The organism is Acinetobacter sp. YH12023, assembly GCF_013420135.1.
Classification (GTDB): domain Bacteria; phylum Pseudomonadota; class Gammaproteobacteria; order Pseudomonadales; family Moraxellaceae; genus Acinetobacter; species Acinetobacter amyesii.
Window position 1 is genome coordinate 1 of record NZ_VOYU01000013.1, and the last position, 15475, is coordinate 15475.

Here is a 15475-nt window from a genome sequence, read left to right on the forward strand (position 1 = left end):
TTTTTAAACTTATCAAATAAAACCCAACTTAATCAATTCAACCAAGTCATTGTTTTATCAGAAGTTTTAATCTTCATCACCGCCGATGGATGTGCATTCTACAGCATTTCACATCCGTTGCAACACCCTTTTCCATTTATTTTTAATTTTTCATTACGTTTGTTTATTTATTCTACTAAATTGAGTTTTTTTACTATTTTTTGAGCATAAAAGGCACAATATTTCCATATTTGTCCGTTAATTTATCTTTTTCATTCTTTTCTTGCCATTTTAAAGCTCGACAATCGACATATTCACAGTAGCCACCCTCCCCACACTCGATTTCGTCGTTAATTTTAATTTGATAGTTAAAGCTTCCTGCATAGCCAGCGCCGAGTCCAAATTTAAAATCCCCACGGCTCTGCGCCTGTATATGTATTTTTAGTTTGTCATTTTGGTAAATCCATTCAAATTCACGTGGTAAATACATTTTTTGCAAATTGGGGGTTTTAACCACAGGATAAACGCGCATGACTTTAAAGAACACGCCTTGGTCTGCCATGAACACTTGCTTCTGATTTAAATCTCTTAGATATAAACGTGAGCTCAAAATATTGTTATAGCGATCTCGCGTTTGCATAAAGATGATTTGACGCTGTCGGCTGAGGTTGATTACCTGATGGGTATAAAATGCTAAAGGTAAATATGGGAACTTGCGTATTTGTGCATAGGATAATACCGCCAGCTGATTTACATCATACATCTGGCCCTGAAATTTGATTTGACCTTCACATTGGCACATCACCGACCAATATTCAGCAAGACCTAATCTCAACTTAATTAAACACGAAGAAATATCGGTAGTTTGTACGGACAAATCTAAACTGAGTTCAGTATCTTCTCGATGGATTTGAAATACCGCTCCATCCCAACCAATCTGCTCTTTATCTCTAAATTTAAAGACGGTATCACTCAGACTACAGTCGTCTTTGATGGAATATGATTGTAATTGCCCAACCATATGACCGCTCACACTGGTCAATACTGTGGCTGTATTGAGTTCGTCTTGTTGAATGGACACAGGATTTTGAAAAGCGGGAATCTGAGGCTGACCGAGCCAACTTATAAAGTTAAGATAATGTAAGGGCGCAGGAAGATTCGGTAGACAGAGTCCATAATGGACTGAAGGGTAAGGCGTATTCGGCGCATGTAGATTTATTTTTTTATGTTGCATATCTGGAGCTTGATTCAATCGTCTTGATTGATCCAAGAAATCTTGAAATATCTGCATATCAAGCTCCTTTTCATTTTTATTTCATGTTTTAACTCATGCTTCAGCCTTTTTTGCCATTAAGGTTGTGACAAAGCCAGACAATGCATAAATTACTGAAATAATTAAAATACCCATTGGAATATTATACGTTACAGCAGCTAAAATGAAGACTATGATTGGCAACACCGCAAATGGAACACGGCGACGATCCACAGTTTTAAATGAATAGTATTTTACATTTGAGATCATCAATAGACCCACTGCAATAATCACTACCGCATTAAAAATCTGAATACCTGTTTCGCGTAAGTCGAAGACCGCAGGGATATCCATACCTACCCATACCAATGAAATAATCATAACGGCTGCGAGTGGACTTGCAACACCAATAAAATAACGTTTATCGACAACCCCAATTTGTACGTTAAAACGTGCTAAACGGAAGGCTGCACATGCGGTGTAAACAAAACATGCTGCAAGGCCAATACGGCCTAAGTCATTTAGACTCCAGCTATACATTAAAATGGCAGGTGCAACACCAAATGCTAGCAAGTCCGACAACGAGTCAAACTGTTCACCAAAAGGACTTTGTGCGCCGATAGCACGTGCGACACGTCCATCCAAACCATCAAATAATGCTGCAAGGAAAATGGCATAAATGGCTTGTTGAAACTCACCATTCATACTGGCAATTATTGAATAAAAGCCGGATAACAACGCTGCAGTTGTAATCAAGTTTGGCCACAGATAGATCCCACGACGTTTCACTTTATGCCCTTCATGGGTATGCTCCTCTTCTTCAACTTCAAATGTAATGCCATCAAATGCATTTTCATCCTTTGAAGAAATTTCCCGCTCAGGTTTATTTGTATTTGTCATTGTTCGATCCTAACTGTGACCTTTCTTTTTCAAGTTTAAAATTATTCGCCAACCAACCAACGTACGGCTGCATGACCACCATTTTCATTCATACGAAGATGTGGGAACAACCATTGTAATGCTTCGTCCGCATCTTCAGAGAATTTCCAAGGTGGGTTAATCACCAATAAACCACAACCATTTAGACCGACTGGAGTGTCATCTGGCCATACACAAATTTCGCAAACTAACTGACGACGAATGCCGGTTTTGTACATTTTCTTTTCAAAACGTTCAATCATCGCGCGGTCTTTAATTGGATACCATACCGCAAAAACGCCTGTCGGCCATTTTTTATAAGCAGCCACCAACAATTCTACAAGCTGTGGAAAATCTTTACGTTCTAATTCGTAAGGCGGGTCAATCATGACCAAACCACGTTTTTCTTTTGGTGGAATTACAGCCAGTAAACCTTCGTAAGCATCACGCTCATGCAAGCCTGCACGTTTATCAAAAATATTGTGGCGCAATTGTTGGAATACATCGCGCTGCATTTCAAAAATCGTTGCCTTATCAGTTTCACGCATGCCTTCAAGTGCGAACCACGGAGAGCCTGGATAAGCGCCTTTGCCAAAGTTTTCACGCATTTTTTCAACAACTTTTAAATATTGTTGAACACCTTCAGGCGCATTGCGTTTAATCGAATCATCGAGCTTAACTAAACGATGAATACCATTTAAAAACTCACCTGATTTCTGTGCTTCAGAGGTCGAAAGATCATATTTACCTGCACCACCATGTGTATCTACATAGCGATAAGGTTTATCTTTTGCATTCAGTCGACTTAATAACTGAAGCAGCAAAACGTGCTTCATCACGTCGGCAAAGTTGCCTGCATGGAAATGGTGACGGTAATTCATGTTTCTTTAATTCCTAATATCAACGGACATTTTAGCATGAAAAATAGTTTCATTCCGATGCTATTCTTGCTCTAGAATACGTCACCTTTTTTTCCACAACTTTATGGATCGTATATGGAAACAGCCTTTCTCCCAAAGTCTTGGCCGGTTGATCAAATCCTCGATGATTTAGATCAACACGGGTTTAGCATTATTGATGACGCTTATCCTGCTGAATATATACATGCACTTGTTGAAGAATGTATGTCAAATTTAAATAAATTTAGGGATGCAGCCGTACAAAATGGGGTCATCAGTAAAATTAGAAGTGATCATATTTTATGGATTAACGACACATTAGATGTCGCACAAGAACACGTTCAAGCCTTAGAACATTTATCAGAACAATTTAATCGCGCATTTTTTTCTGGCATTCACGAAGTCGAAGCACATTTTGCTTGTTATAACGCAGGTGAGTTTTATGCACTACACAAAGATAATCCTCAAGGCAAAAATGGACGTGTCATTTCAGCGGTTTATTATTTGCATGAATATTGGCAAGCCGACTGGGGCGGTGAATTGCGCTTACAAGATAAGAATGATGTTTGGCATATTTTAGAACCTAAACCGAATCGCATTGCGTTATTCCAAAGTGACCTATTACACGAGGTACTCGAAGCTAAACATCAACGTTTATCGATTACGGCTTGGCTACGTAATGACAACTCGATGTGGTAATTCGAGATTCCTCCTTTAAATCCCTTAAACTATCCTCATATATGAGTCATTCATAGATGAGGATGTACCCGATGCGTCAAAACAGTCATAAAATTATTCAGCGTATTGGCGAAACCGATCAATTATTTCTACAAGGCAACAGCCCTGAACTTGCTCTTGAGCGCGCAGACTTACGCCTGCAATTGGTTAATTTAAGTAAGAACCATCAAGAACAAGTGTATTTTCTGCAAGAAGCCATTGTTCTACTTGAGCAAAGCCGGATTGAATTTGAAGAAATGCCGATTGAGCTATACATCAATTTGTCTGTACATTTAGCCAAAGCCTATATGGTATTTTTTGAAATCACCCAAGAGCAGCGCTATGCCTTGATTACCCAGCAGATTATGAAACCGATGTCAAAAGCTGAACATGGCGACATTTACTTCTACTTGGCCTATGCCTCTGCGGTAAAACAGGAACCTGCGTTAACCCGCCACTGGTTAAATAAATACTGCAAATCTCAAGAATTCAAACTGACCACTTTACTTGAGCATCCTGCATTTAATCCTTATCGCCAAGAAGACTGGTTTTCAGAATTACGCCAAAGCAAATTGCACTAAATAAAAAAACACCTCCGAGGAGGTGTTTTTTTATTTGTGGAGAAATGAAATCTATGCTGGCTGCAGCTTATATGCATCCATATGCAACTGTTGATTCAGCTCATCAATCCAAATAGCCCAATCATCATCTTGTACTAAATGACTGATTAGAAAATCACGCTGCGCTTTATTCCAAAACGGCGCATCATGTAAATTTTCACTTGCAGCAAGCTGATGCGTACGCACGTATAACTCGATCGCAGCTGGACTGCTGGCTAACCCCAATTGAGAAAACAATAAAGCTAAGGATGGTTTATTTTGATTGAGCATCTCGCCCTCCTTATCAACTAATCTGTCATTTATTATTTAATTAACTTATATGATGCCGATAAAAAAACCTAGCGTTAAAACTAGGTTTGTTGTTTCAAATTGTATTTAGATTTTGCATGATCCGGAAAGCTTATGTTCTGTATGCAATTGTTCATTTAAAATATCGACCACTATGGCCCAGTCATCATCTTTTTTCCAATGACTGATAATAAAGTCACGCTGTGACTTCGTCCAAAATGGCGCTTCATGCAATGGAACATCCATGGTGATTTGATGCGTTTCGATAAATTGATCGATGCCTTCCGGAGTTGCATCCAACCCCAATTGTTCAAAAAATAGTTCCAACGTCGGTTGTTGATCAAACATTGCCGTTCTCCTCAAGCCAATAACATTTCTCCCATCTTTATAGTTATCTGTTTATTTGACTTTGTCAGTTGCAACAGCATCTCAACGTGTTATTTTTTGTTCAAAACTTAAGCGTGATATTTTTCGCAGGCCATAAAAAAGCACCCCAAATGGAGTGCCTTTTTATAATTTAATTTAAAAAATTAAATTATTTAACCATGTCAGCAACTGCTGCACGTTCTTCTTCAAGCTCGTTTAGAGTGAAGTTGATACGCTCACGGCTGAATTCGTCGATTTCAAGACCTTGAACGATTTTGTACTCGCCATTTTCACAAGTTACAGGGAAACCGAACATTACGCCTTCAGGAATACCGTAAGAACCGTCAGAAGGAATACCCATAGTTACCCATTCGCCGTTTGTGCCAAGCGCCCAATCACGCATATGGTCGATTGCAGCGTTTGCAGCAGAAGCAGCAGAAGAAAGACCACGTGCTTCGATGATCGCAGCACCACGTTTACCAACAGTTGGAAGGAACACGTCTTTGTTCCAAGCAGCATCGTTGATTTTGTCTTTTAAGCTTTCGCCGTTTACATTTGCAAAACGGTAGTCCGCATACATTGTTGGAGAGTGGTTACCCCAAACAGTCATGTTTTTGATGTCAGAAACTGCAACACCCGCTTTTTGAGCAAGTTGAGTTAACGCACGGTTGTGGTCAAGACGTAACATTGCTGTGAAGTTTTTCGCTGGAAGATCTGGAGCAGATTTCATTGCGATGTAAGCGTTAGTGTTTGCAGGGTTACCTACAACAAGAACTTTAACGTCACGGCTAGCAACTTCGTTAAGTGCTTGGCCTTGACCGATGAAGATTTCACCGTTTACTTTAAGAAGGTCAGCACGTTCCATACCAGGACCACGTGGACGTGAACCTACAAGAAGAGCGTAGTCAGCATCTTTGAATGCAACTTTAGGATCATCAGTACCGATCATACCTTCTAAAAGAGGGAATGCGCAGTCATCAAGTTCCATCATTACGCCTTTAAGCGCTTGTTGAGCTTTCTCAACTGGAATTTCTAATAATTGAAGGATAACTGGTTGGTCTTTACCCAACATTTCACCGCTTGCGATACGGAATAATAAGCTATAACCGATTTGACCAGCTGCGCCAGTAACGGCAACACGAACTGCTTGCTTCATGTAATTATCTCCAATTGAGGAAGGTCATAATGATTAAATAGCTGTTCTATCTAATCTTAATAATCATAAACGGCAAAGATTGTACTCCAATCTTTTGACGCTTGCATGTAAAAGAGAATGCTTTTCAACAAAAGTATGATAGGAAATATAAATAAAATGCCGAAAAAAGCTTAGAAAGAACCTTTAATTATGAAAGTTGCAGGACAATTTCCGACAATAGTCGTAGGGCAACTTTTATACTGCCCATTGTTTTTATAGCAAATTTTAATCTCGGTCAGTAAACTGCCACCACGGGTTTGCATACAGTTAAATTCAATACTTTGGGATACCAATCCGCTGTTCATACGCAACATTTTATTACGCAAGACATTGGCTTGAATGGATTGGGTTTCTTGGCTAGTCAATTCATCTGGAATTTTTAGCTTATCTGCATGATTAATAATGGTTCTGAAATACTGGCTGGCATTCATTGGGACACAGCCGCCGGTAGTGTGCCAAAGCGCCACACGAGCATTTTCATCAGGCATAATCCGTGCAACCACTTTGGCTTGCAACGGAGAAAGTTTAGCTGAACTATTGGTGGTGCAATCACGGGTAGAAGTTTCTGGATATAGTCCCGTGATATTGAGTGAATACCCTTCCAGACATTTACGTTTTTTACTTTTTAAAGGGTCATAGGCGCAAACAGCTGGCACCATTTGCACATCCATCACATAGCCATTAACCACGGGTGCTGCCGAAAGCACAGACACACCAAAGCCAGCACCACTGCCGATGAGCAGTGATGTCAGTATTCGATAAACAGGTCTAATGTTCAATTCGGCATTCATTATTTACCCATATTGCGCCTCAAAACAGGCGCGTTGCTTCAATGCTTATTGCGCATTCCGTAATGGAATCATTTGCATTCGTTTTTCAATCGATTGCGGCCCCTGACCCAATAAAAGGCCGTAATGGGTTGCATTGGTCATCACATGTTTTACATAGTCTCGAGTTTCCGTTAATGGAATCGATTCCGTATATTGGTCCGCTGCAATCGCTTGATACTCAGGCTGCCAGCGTCGAGCACGATTTGGACCCGCATTGTAGCCTGCAGTCGCTAATACTGGACTATTACTCAATTGACGTTGAATCATTGATAAATAGAAAGTGCCATAACGGATATTGGTATTCATATCCGTTAATGCAGCGGGGTTATAACTCTCCCCCATCTGACGAGCCACCAATTTTGCTGTGTCTGGCATAATTTGCATTAAACCACCGGCACCGACATGTGAACGTGCGCTAGTAACAAACCGACTTTCTTGACGCATCAAGCCATAAGCCCATGCAGGGTCAATCCCTGCATTACGACTATGACTCACCACATAATTTTGATGTGGCATGGCATAACGTAAAGCATAGTTATGCTGTTTGGTGGTTCGATCTGCTGCATAAATCGCCCGATCATACCAACCCATATCGGTTGCTCGTTTAGCTGCGGCAAGAATCATGCCATCATCATGCTTTAAATAGGCTTGACGCACCGCCCAGTTCCATTCACGGTTAATATAGCTGTCAGATGCATTAATATTGCGCAATGCAAAGGCACGACGGAAGTGAATATCCTGACTGAGACGTTGCGCATCTTGTGACGAAGGCTGCACATTTGACGGAATATTGTTATAAGACTGACCAATTTTGTCACGTGCTAACAAATTATGGTAATCATCGCCAGCAGCGAGCTTGCGATAAATTTCTTTAGCCGCACGTTTAGATGAGGCATCGCCACGTTGTTCAGAGGCACGTGCTAACCAATATTGCCAACGATCTTCTTGCTTTTGCGAAACGCTCATCGCATCAATTGCACGAATGACACTTTCCCATGCGCCAAAACGAATGGCTTGTCGCGCATAAATCTCGGCTTCTTCTGCACTAAAAGGCAAGCCATAACTCAAATCAAGATAATTTAATACTTCACGGTTGAAATTGTTTTTCATCACCGTTGTACCACCGATATACCCGACACTACGGTATAGGGCTTTTTGTACATCGGCTGGTGTGCCTTCTGCTGCACGTTTCACCGAAGAAATTGCGCCATTTAAGTCGCTATCTGCCAAGCGTCCCATCGCATAAATCAGGTATGCATGATCTTCAACTGTGGCTTTGGGTGCAGACCATAAATAATTCAGTGGATTGGCTTGAATGGTGTTGAGTTGCGATAAATTAATATTCACGCCAATGGTTTGCGCAGTCGCAATCGCTTGTCCTGACTGACCCGCTCTTAACTGTCCCCACATCCGTTGATGGCGGTCATCTTGAGTCATTAAAGGACTCGACAGCATCATACGGCCCAAGCCCGTACACGAGTCAGGTTGTGAGTTTGTGGTCAACCATACATCTTTAAATTCTGCGTAAACCAGAGGGTCGCCCGACTTTGCGCGGACTTGAGCCATGGCACATGTTTCAGCACGGTCAGCATTAGTCACATATTGCAAGACAGGCTGTGCTGTAGCGAAATCAGCTTGTTTGACTTTTTCTTCAACATAATCTGCGGCTAATTTTTCTGCCATTGCCGAATTTGGATAGCGCTGTGCAAAATTAATAATGGCACTTGCTGGCTGTGAAGCCAAATTGTTATTCAGTAACCAATATTCTGGATAATAGCCCAAAACGTCATTTTGCATGGATGATTGGTATTGTTGTAATAAACTAATATTGCCTGCATTCGCAGCACCTAAAGCATCGTTAAACTGCTCATCTGCGGCTTGGGCAAACGCAGAAATTCCGGAGAGCCCGACACTCAAAGCAAGTAATTTAGCGTAATTTTTCTGTTTAAAATTATGTTTTAACATCCACTTGCCTTCTTTCATGTCATTCTGCTCAGTTACAGCACATCGAACTTTGTTTAGGAATTAGTTTAATAATTCTAAACTATGCATTGTGTTCTGTTATGTAACCTTATGATTAGCCAATATTAATTTTCAAACATTTTTGCTTCATAAATCAATATGGCAGAGTTGTAATTTTAGGCTGTAAGTTTCTAGTGAATTACTGCTAAAATATTGCCCATTCTTAAAATCCCCTTTTTGACCTCCGCAGCTGCACAATTCAATTGATTGAATTGTCTGTCAGCCACGTATGGTTATTGATTTTCATAAAATTCCTTTAGGAGCCTACATGACGGTTCAAACCTTCATCCCCAATAGTGCCCAAGCTGCCCCAGATAACACTGTTACCCAGCCACAGCACACCCCAGCTCAAGATGGAGCAGTGAAAAAACTGTACATCGAAACGCAAGGGTGTCAGATGAATGAGTATGACAGTCAACGTATGGGCGACCTTTTAGGTGATTCTCACGGCTATGTGCTGACAAACGATCCAAAAGAAGCTGATATTCTGCTGATGAATACCTGTTCTATTCGTGAAAAAGCACAAGAAAAAGTATTTTCAGAGTTAGGTCGCTGGCGCAAACTGAAAGAAAAAAATCCAGACTTGGTGATTGGTGTTGGTGGTTGTGTTGCTTCTCAGGAAGGTGACAACATTCAAAAACGTGCGCCTTATGTCGATATGGTCTTTGGCCCACAAACTTTGCATCGTTTACCGCAAATGCTGGATCAACACACTGAACAAGTGGTTAAGCCGAAAAAAGAAAAAATTCAATTGGTGGATATTTCATTCCCTGACATTGAAAAATTCGACTTTTTGCCGGAACCGCGTGTAGAAGGTTTTAAAGCCTTTGTCTCGATTATGGAAGGCTGCTCAAAATACTGTTCTTTCTGTGTGGTTCCTTACACACGTGGAGAAGAGGTATCACGTCCACTGGATGATGTATTGGCTGAAATTGCAACTTTGGCTGAAAAAGGTGTCCGTGAAATCAGTCTTTTAGGTCAAAACGTTAATGGTTACCGTGGTGAAACCTTCGAAGGTAATATTTGCACCTTTGCAGACTTATTACGTTTAGTTGCTGAGATTCCAGGGATTGGTCGTATTCGTTACACCACATCGCACCCGCTTGAATTTAATGATGACTTGATTCAATGCTACCGTGACTTACCGCAAATGGTTTCTCACTTGCATCTACCAGTTCAAAGTGGTTCGAATGACGTGCTACAAGCCATGAAACGTAACCACACGATTGATGTATATATCGATAAAATTGCTAAATTACGTCAAGTTCGCCCTGATATGCATTTATCTAGTGACTTTATTATTGGCTTCCCGGGTGAGACTGACGAAAACTTCGAAGAAACTTATCAATTTATCCAAGATATGGACTTCGATCATTCATACAGTTTCATCTACTCAAAACGTCCGGGTACTCCTGCCTCAGAACTTGAAGACACAACCCCTGAAGATGTGAAAAAAGAACGTCTTGCAAAAGTTCAACAATGGATTAAACAATCCAGTATCGATAAAACTGATGCCATGCTGGGCACCATTCAGCGTGTCTTGATTGAGTCTGTTTCAGACAAAGATCCGAACTTGCTGATTGGTACTGCAGACAATACACGTTTGGTTAGCTTTATCGGTGATCCTGCATGGGTTGGGCGTTTTGCAGAGATTGAAGTGACCGATATTAAAACTTTGAAGTTTGTTTACGGTGAACTCTTGAATCTTGAGCCTGACGTGGCGTAATGTAAGCTTAATCGTCAGACCAATTTAAAGGAATTCTCTTGACTGCAGCGATTCGACGTACTGTAACTTTTGCTGGTATTCCACTTGACCGTTTACAAAGCATGCTCGGTGCCTATAACGGTCATCTCAAACAAATTGAACAACGTTTAGATGTCAAAATTTCTCATCGTGCAGATGCTTTTTTTGTCGATGGGGAAATCGATGCGGTAGAGAGAGCCGAAAGTCTCCTTCACCGTCTTTATGAGGAGTCCGAAACCAATCCACAGATTAGTGCGGACATTTTACACATGATGATTCAAGGCAGTCAGACTGACCGCGAAATTCAGGAAGATTTTTCTGAAAATGAGCATACCGGTTTAGACAATGTTTATCTACAAACCCGTAAAGGTCGGATCAATCCACGTGGTGCCAATCAAAAACGCTATGTACAGCGTATTTTACAAAGCGATATTTCATTTGGTATCGGCCCAGCGGGTACAGGTAAAACTTATCTCGCGGTCGCCGCTGCTGTAGATATGCTAGAACGTAACGAAATTCAACGCATTTTATTGGTTCGCCCTGCGGTTGAAGCCGGTGAAAAATTGGGTTTTTTACCCGGTGATTTGAGCCAAAAAATTGACCCTTACTTACGTCCGCTATACGACGCTTTGTATGAAATGCTCGGTTTTGAAAAAGTCGCTAAACTAATTGAACGTCAAGTGATTGAAGTTGCACCACTGGCCTATATGCGTGGTCGTACCTTAAATCATTCTTTTGTGATTTTAGATGAAGCACAAAACACGACCCCTGAACAAATGAAAATGTTCCTCACCCGTTTAGGTTTTGGTTCTCGTGCAGTAATCACGGGCGACATTACACAGGTCGATTTACCTCGTGGTCAACAATCTGGTTTGGCACATGCCTTACGTGTGATTGAAAAAATCAAAGAAATTCATATTACTCGCTTCCACTCTCGTGACGTGGTACGTCATCAATTGGTTCAAAAAATTGTTGAAGCCTATGAGGGATGGGACAGCGAACAACATCGCCTTACAGCTGAACAACGTGCAGAACGTAAAGCACGTCAGGAAGCCTTGGTGGCGGACAATGATGCTAAAGCTGATGGGCAGCATCAAGACGAAAACATTTAAGGATTCATTTTGAAACTTAATCTCTCCTTGCAGCAAAATTTTCAGTCACCTGAATTGGTGGTGAAACGTGCGCATATCAAAAAAGTCGTGGAAACGGCTTTACGTCATATCGATACACAAAGTGATTGTGAGATCGGTATTGCATGTGTGGACAATGACGAAAGCCACAAATTGAACTTGGAATATCGTGGTAAAGACAAACCGACTAATGTGTTGTCTTTTCCGAGCGATCTCCCCGATGAAATGGCTGCAGTTTTAGACTCATTTCCGATTGGCGACTTGGTGATTTGTATTCCTGTGGTTCTTCGTGAAGCACAAGAACAAAGCAAAGCACCCCTGACCCACTTTACGCATATGCTGGTACACGGTACGTTGCACCTCATGGGCTATGACCATGAAACCTCTGATGAAGATGCTGAAGAAATGGAAGCGTTGGAAATCGAGATTTTAGCCAAATTAGGGTTTGATAACCCTTATCTGGAAAGAGATTAAGAACAAAAAAGCGAGCTACGGCTCGCTTTTTTTATCGTCATAAAAACCAAGGAAGGAAAGATATGCAATATGTCGTGATTTTTAAAGCACGCATTTGTACGCTTGATGAGCTGTATTTTTCGACTGCACAGCAGCTTAGAGACAAAGCCTTGACACACTTTAACTGTCAACATTTTGAAGCGCTGACAGAGGGTGAGCATGAAATCGCCCTTTCCTACTGGAATACATTAGAAGACATTCGAGCTTGGCAACAAGATGCACAACATCTAGTGGCGCAGCAATTGGGAAAAAACCAATGGTATACGAATTTTAGCGTCGAAATCTGCGAAGTTTTGCGACGCTATCGCGACTGATTAACGCACCTCAAACTCTGCTTCTGCAGGATCAAAGCGCCAAGTACGCACAATACGAAGTTCTGAGATGTCTTTCATTTTGGCATCAAACAAACCAAAAGGTGCCGCCTTACGCACAGAGGTTTTTGCTGCTTCATCCAATAAACTTGAACCTGAACTTTCGATCAAACGAATGGCACGAATCCCGCCATTACTGTTCAAAATAACCATTAAACGTACTTCACCGCGTAGCTGTTGCTGTTTTGCCGCTTCAGGATAATAACGGTTGCCATAAAACTCGACTTTTTCGCGGAATTTTTCCATATAGGCCGCAGAAACATCTTGCTTGGCTTGAATACCATCAATGGTTTTAATTTTTTGCTGACGGCTAAAGTTTTGCTGACGTTGTAAATATTGAGCTTCGATACTCGCCACCATCGCAGCCTTGGCCTGAAACTGACTATTCAACTCCTCAACGGCTTTTTTTCGACTGTTTTCTTCCGCTTGTTTTTGCCAACTCAAGGTTGTCATCAACACTTTGTCTTCAAAGCTCAGCTCTTTCTTTTGTTGCAGTTGTTCTAAAGCTTCGCTTTTTTGCTCCCCGGCTTTTTGTTCGATCATCGGTGCAGGCATGTCACTCGACATACGATGTGACTCACGGAATGTCCCTGAGCCCTGCTGATCGGCTTGTGCTAAAAAGTCTGCATGTTCAATTTTTTCCGTCGTAGAACGTAAAGAAACTGCAATTTCTTTGGTGTTATAATCCGCCTCTTGGGGCATGGAAAATTGCATGGTTAAAAAAGCCAAATGCAACACAGCAGCAAACGCCAATGCAGTTGCAAATATGGGATCTTTCCACCACTCTTTCATCAAGGGCATGAACGTTATTTTTTTCAGCATCTCATTAAACCGACAATTTGCCGCATTCCCCAAACTGCTTAAAACAGTATAAAATAAAACTCGTATTCATTTTTTGATGAAAACGAGAAATCCATCAACACATCGATAATGCACAATTAAAATCATGAAAATGGTGCAATTTATTTTGCTAAACTGCAAGATCAAAACCTTGTGTTTTTATAGAAATCGACAAGATACACATCGTCAAAAAACATAATTTGTCAGGATGCACTTCTTATGCAAACGCTAGTTTCCAATATCGCTAAACGTATACGTCAAGTGTACCAAAAAGCTGAAGGATTTATTGAAGATGAGCGTGAATTCCCAATGTCTCAAGTGTTTTTAAATGCGACGTTTCAGCGCTTTGTGACCGATAATGTGAAAATGCTCAAAGACTTGCATGCTGACCTGCATGATGACTGGCTTCGACTGTATGCCACATTGGATTATAACGGGCTGATCATAACACTCTCTGTCGATTTAAAACTGGTACAGATGGAACTCAACAAACAAACCCAATTGATCGTATTTGAACAAATTAGTGATACACAAGTGATTGAAGCGAAGTATCCAAATGTTCTGTATAAGATGGGCGTGCGCATGGCGTTATGGTTCTATCAAAAAGTACTCAACCAAGATCCATTGGGTATGATTTTGGAAAAGCTCAATGTGATCAAAGTTAAAGATGATTTACTGTATTTAGACCTGAATCGCTGGCTCGGTAAAAGTCGATCGATTATCGACACACTGGGCAAAGTCCATGTCAACCATGCTGTTTTACGTGAGGCCGAATTGGTGGTGATTGGTAATGTTAATTTAACCGCATTGTTCACCAAGATATCGCAAGAACGGATTGAAGACTGGGATGATTCAAATTTAAAAGACGATGAAGTCACGCCAATTAAGCAAAAGGAAAGCTAGACTTATCCTGTACTTAGATATCTTGAGCCTATAAAACGCTACACAACATATACATTAGGCACGGATTTGCGACGAGATTCTCCACAATCCAGCCGCATAATAAATATATCAGGTGGTTTAGCCCACCACACTTCTATTGAATAGGAAAACCATACTTATGGCACATTCAGTTTTGAAAAATTTAGGTCTTGTTGCTGGGGTATCGACTACACTGCTTTTGACTGGTTTCTCAAGTCAGTCATTTGCCATGAGTCCATTCCAAGCAAGCTACCAGTTTAACTACAACGGCAAAAACTTGGGTTCTGCAACACGTACCCTAAAACAATCTGGGAATAACTGGACGTATGTTTTCGCAGCAAAAGCTGGTGCGATGGCCTCTGCAACTGAAACCAGTCGTTTTAGTTTAAATGGCAGCCAAATTCACTCGAACAGCTTTAGCCGCAGCAGCAAAATTTTGGTGCACAACAACACCATGAATATTAATTTTAATGCTGGCGCAAAAACCATTAATACCAAAAAAGATGATAAAGCGCGTTCATTTGCGTGGAAATCAGGTGTGTTAGATGAACTCAATGCTGAATTGCAAATTCGTGAAGATTTAAAAAATGGTGGTTTGAAATCTAATTACTACATTGCCGATGCCAAAGAGGTTGAAGCTCGTAAGTTCGTGAAACAAGGCACTGAAAAAGTGAAAACCACTTATGGAACTTTTGACACCGTGAAAGTCGTGATGCGTCATGACAAACCAGGCCGTCAAACGACTTTCTGGTTAGCACCAAAACTAGATTATCTACCTGTCAAAGTTTCCCACCAAGACAATAAAACCTCTTACGGTTTATTGTTAACGGGCTATAAAGGTGCAACAAATTAATTGATTTGATCAATTTC

17 protein-coding genes and 1 pseudogene are annotated in these 15475 nt (G+C 40.9%); 9 read left to right on the forward strand and 9 right to left on the reverse strand.

Going from position 1 to position 15475, the window contains the following annotated elements; translation table 11 throughout:
* A pseudogene (locus FTT92_RS16600) lies at window positions 1–204 on the forward strand (hypothetical protein); the annotation flags it as partial.
* On the opposite strand, the gene FTT92_RS13580 reads toward FTT92_RS16600, so the two are convergent.
* From FTT92_RS13580 to FTT92_RS13590, 3 genes are read right to left on the reverse strand one after another with little or no spacing between them, the layout of a single operon-like run.
* On the reverse strand, window positions 194–1270 hold the full coding sequence (locus FTT92_RS13580; RefSeq protein ID WP_180172374.1) for a DUF6670 family protein: 1077 nt from the start codon (window positions 1268–1270) through the stop codon (window positions 194–196). The pseudogene FTT92_RS16600 and the gene FTT92_RS13580 overlap by 11 nt on opposite strands.
* 36 nt (window positions 1271–1306) lie before the next feature.
* Window positions 1307–2131, reverse strand: coding sequence for a CDP-diacylglycerol--serine O-phosphatidyltransferase (gene pssA, locus FTT92_RS13585; protein ID WP_078192422.1), 825 nt, complete (start codon window positions 2129–2131; stop codon window positions 1307–1309).
* Window positions 2132–2172: 41 nt separating this feature from the next.
* On the reverse strand, window positions 2173–3030 hold the full coding sequence (locus tag FTT92_RS13590) for a 23S rRNA (adenine(2030)-N(6))-methyltransferase RlmJ (RefSeq protein ID WP_180106962.1): 858 nt from the start codon (window positions 3028–3030) through the stop codon (window positions 2173–2175).
* Between the two features lie 114 nt (window positions 3031–3144).
* On the opposite strand from FTT92_RS13590, the gene FTT92_RS13595 reads away from it, so the two are divergent.
* Together FTT92_RS13595 and FTT92_RS13600 are read left to right on the forward strand one after the other, a co-directional pair.
* Window positions 3145–3747 carry a 2OG-Fe(II) oxygenase gene (locus FTT92_RS13595; RefSeq protein WP_078192423.1) on the forward strand — a complete coding sequence of 201 codons (603 nt, stop codon included), beginning with the start codon at window positions 3145–3147 and terminating at the stop codon, window positions 3745–3747.
* Window positions 3748–3818: 71 nt separating this feature from the next.
* Window positions 3819–4346, forward strand: a complete 528-nt coding sequence (locus FTT92_RS13600) for a hypothetical protein (RefSeq protein WP_180103031.1) — start codon at window positions 3819–3821, stop codon at window positions 4344–4346.
* 51 nt (window positions 4347–4397) lie between these two features.
* On the opposite strand, the gene FTT92_RS13605 is transcribed toward FTT92_RS13600, so the two are convergent.
* The 5 genes from FTT92_RS13605 to FTT92_RS13625 form a co-directional block, all read right to left on the reverse strand.
* Window positions 4398–4655: a DUF2789 family protein gene (locus FTT92_RS13605; protein WP_078189234.1), complete on the reverse strand. Its 258-nt coding sequence runs from the start codon at window positions 4653–4655 to the stop codon at window positions 4398–4400.
* A gap of 105 nt (window positions 4656–4760) precedes the next feature.
* Window positions 4761–5021: a DUF2789 family protein gene (locus tag FTT92_RS13610; protein ID WP_180003486.1), complete on the reverse strand. Its 261-nt coding sequence runs from the start codon at window positions 5019–5021 to the stop codon at window positions 4761–4763.
* A 187-nt stretch (window positions 5022–5208) separates the two neighbouring features.
* Window positions 5209–6195, reverse strand: a complete 987-nt coding sequence (locus tag FTT92_RS13615) for a malate dehydrogenase (RefSeq protein ID WP_111885948.1) — start codon at window positions 6193–6195, stop codon at window positions 5209–5211.
* Window positions 6196–6365: 170 nt separating this feature from the next.
* The gene (locus tag FTT92_RS13620; RefSeq protein WP_180103029.1) at window positions 6366–7025 is read right to left on the reverse strand and encodes a ribonuclease I; all 660 of its coding nucleotides are present in this window, start codon (window positions 7023–7025) and stop codon (window positions 6366–6368) included.
* Between the two features lie 45 nt (window positions 7026–7070).
* Window positions 7071–9047 (reverse strand): lytic transglycosylase domain-containing protein, encoded by a 1977-nt coding sequence (locus tag FTT92_RS13625; RefSeq protein ID WP_180172375.1) that lies wholly within the window; start codon window positions 9045–9047, stop codon window positions 7071–7073.
* Between the two features lie 307 nt (window positions 9048–9354).
* Here FTT92_RS13625 and miaB point away from each other — a divergent pair, with 307 nt between their 5' ends.
* From miaB to FTT92_RS13645, 4 genes are all read left to right on the forward strand, one after another.
* A complete protein-coding gene (miaB, locus tag FTT92_RS13630) occupies window positions 9355–10812 on the forward strand; it encodes a tRNA (N6-isopentenyl adenosine(37)-C2)-methylthiotransferase MiaB (protein ID WP_180172376.1) in 1458 nt (485 codons plus the stop codon).
* Between the two features lie 38 nt (window positions 10813–10850).
* Window positions 10851–11942 (forward strand): PhoH family protein, encoded by a 1092-nt coding sequence (locus FTT92_RS13635; protein ID WP_111885944.1) that lies wholly within the window; start codon window positions 10851–10853, stop codon window positions 11940–11942.
* 9 nt (window positions 11943–11951) lie between these two features.
* Entirely contained in the window at window positions 11952–12434 is a 483-nt protein-coding gene (gene ybeY, locus FTT92_RS13640; RefSeq protein ID WP_078192431.1) for an rRNA maturation RNase YbeY, read from the forward strand.
* Window positions 12435–12496: 62 nt separating this feature from the next.
* The gene (locus tag FTT92_RS13645) at window positions 12497–12787 is read left to right on the forward strand and encodes an antibiotic biosynthesis monooxygenase (RefSeq protein WP_168379135.1); all 291 of its coding nucleotides are present in this window, start codon (window positions 12497–12499) and stop codon (window positions 12785–12787) included.
* On the opposite strand, the gene FTT92_RS13650 is transcribed toward FTT92_RS13645, so the two are convergent.
* On the reverse strand, window positions 12788–13645 hold the full coding sequence (locus FTT92_RS13650) for an energy transducer TonB (protein WP_213032932.1): 858 nt from the start codon (window positions 13643–13645) through the stop codon (window positions 12788–12790). It lies immediately after the preceding gene.
* A 258-nt stretch (window positions 13646–13903) separates the two neighbouring features.
* Here FTT92_RS13650 and FTT92_RS13655 point away from each other — a divergent pair, with 258 nt between their 5' ends.
* Entirely contained in the window at window positions 13904–14587 is a 684-nt protein-coding gene (locus FTT92_RS13655) for a hypothetical protein (protein ID WP_180172377.1), read from the forward strand.
* Window positions 14588–14744: 157 nt separating this feature from the next.
* Window positions 14745–15458, forward strand: a complete 714-nt coding sequence (locus tag FTT92_RS13660; RefSeq protein WP_180010540.1) for a DUF3108 domain-containing protein — start codon at window positions 14745–14747, stop codon at window positions 15456–15458.
* Window positions 15459–15475: the final 17 nt, after the last annotated feature.

Bases quoted from the DNA above. Each gene is read 5' to 3' on its own strand.
- FTT92_RS13580 (WP_180172374.1), bottom strand. From the start codon at position 1,270: ATGCAGATATTTCAAGATTTCTTGGATCAATCAAGACGATTGAATCAA.
- pssA (WP_078192422.1), bottom strand. From the start codon at position 2,131: ATGACAAATACAAATAAACCTGAGCGGGAAATTTCTTCAAAGGATGAA.
- FTT92_RS13590 (WP_180106962.1), bottom strand. From the start codon at position 3,030: ATGAATTACCGTCACCATTTCCATGCAGGCAACTTTGCCGACGTGATG.
- FTT92_RS13595 (WP_078192423.1), top strand. From the start codon at position 3,145: ATGGAAACAGCCTTTCTCCCAAAGTCTTGGCCGGTTGATCAAATCCTC.
- FTT92_RS13600 (WP_180103031.1), top strand. From the start codon at position 3,819: ATGCGTCAAAACAGTCATAAAATTATTCAGCGTATTGGCGAAACCGAT.
- FTT92_RS13605 (WP_078189234.1), bottom strand. From the start codon at position 4,655: ATGCTCAATCAAAATAAACCATCCTTAGCTTTATTGTTTTCTCAATTG.
- FTT92_RS13610 (WP_180003486.1), bottom strand. From the start codon at position 5,021: ATGTTTGATCAACAACCGACGTTGGAACTATTTTTTGAACAATTGGGG.
- FTT92_RS13615 (WP_111885948.1), bottom strand. From the start codon at position 6,195: ATGAAGCAAGCAGTTCGTGTTGCCGTTACTGGCGCAGCTGGTCAAATC.
- FTT92_RS13620 (WP_180103029.1), bottom strand. From the start codon at position 7,025: ATGAATGCCGAATTGAACATTAGACCTGTTTATCGAATACTGACATCA.
- FTT92_RS13625 (WP_180172375.1), bottom strand. From the start codon at position 9,047: ATGAAAGAAGGCAAGTGGATGTTAAAACATAATTTTAAACAGAAAAAT.
- miaB (WP_180172376.1), top strand. From the start codon at position 9,355: ATGACGGTTCAAACCTTCATCCCCAATAGTGCCCAAGCTGCCCCAGAT.
- FTT92_RS13645 (WP_168379135.1), top strand. From the start codon at position 12,497: ATGCAATATGTCGTGATTTTTAAAGCACGCATTTGTACGCTTGATGAG.
- FTT92_RS13650 (WP_213032932.1), bottom strand. From the start codon at position 13,645: ATGCCCTTGATGAAAGAGTGGTGGAAAGATCCCATATTTGCAACTGCA.
- FTT92_RS13655 (WP_180172377.1), top strand. From the start codon at position 13,904: ATGCAAACGCTAGTTTCCAATATCGCTAAACGTATACGTCAAGTGTAC.
- FTT92_RS13660 (WP_180010540.1), top strand. From the start codon at position 14,745: ATGGCACATTCAGTTTTGAAAAATTTAGGTCTTGTTGCTGGGGTATCG.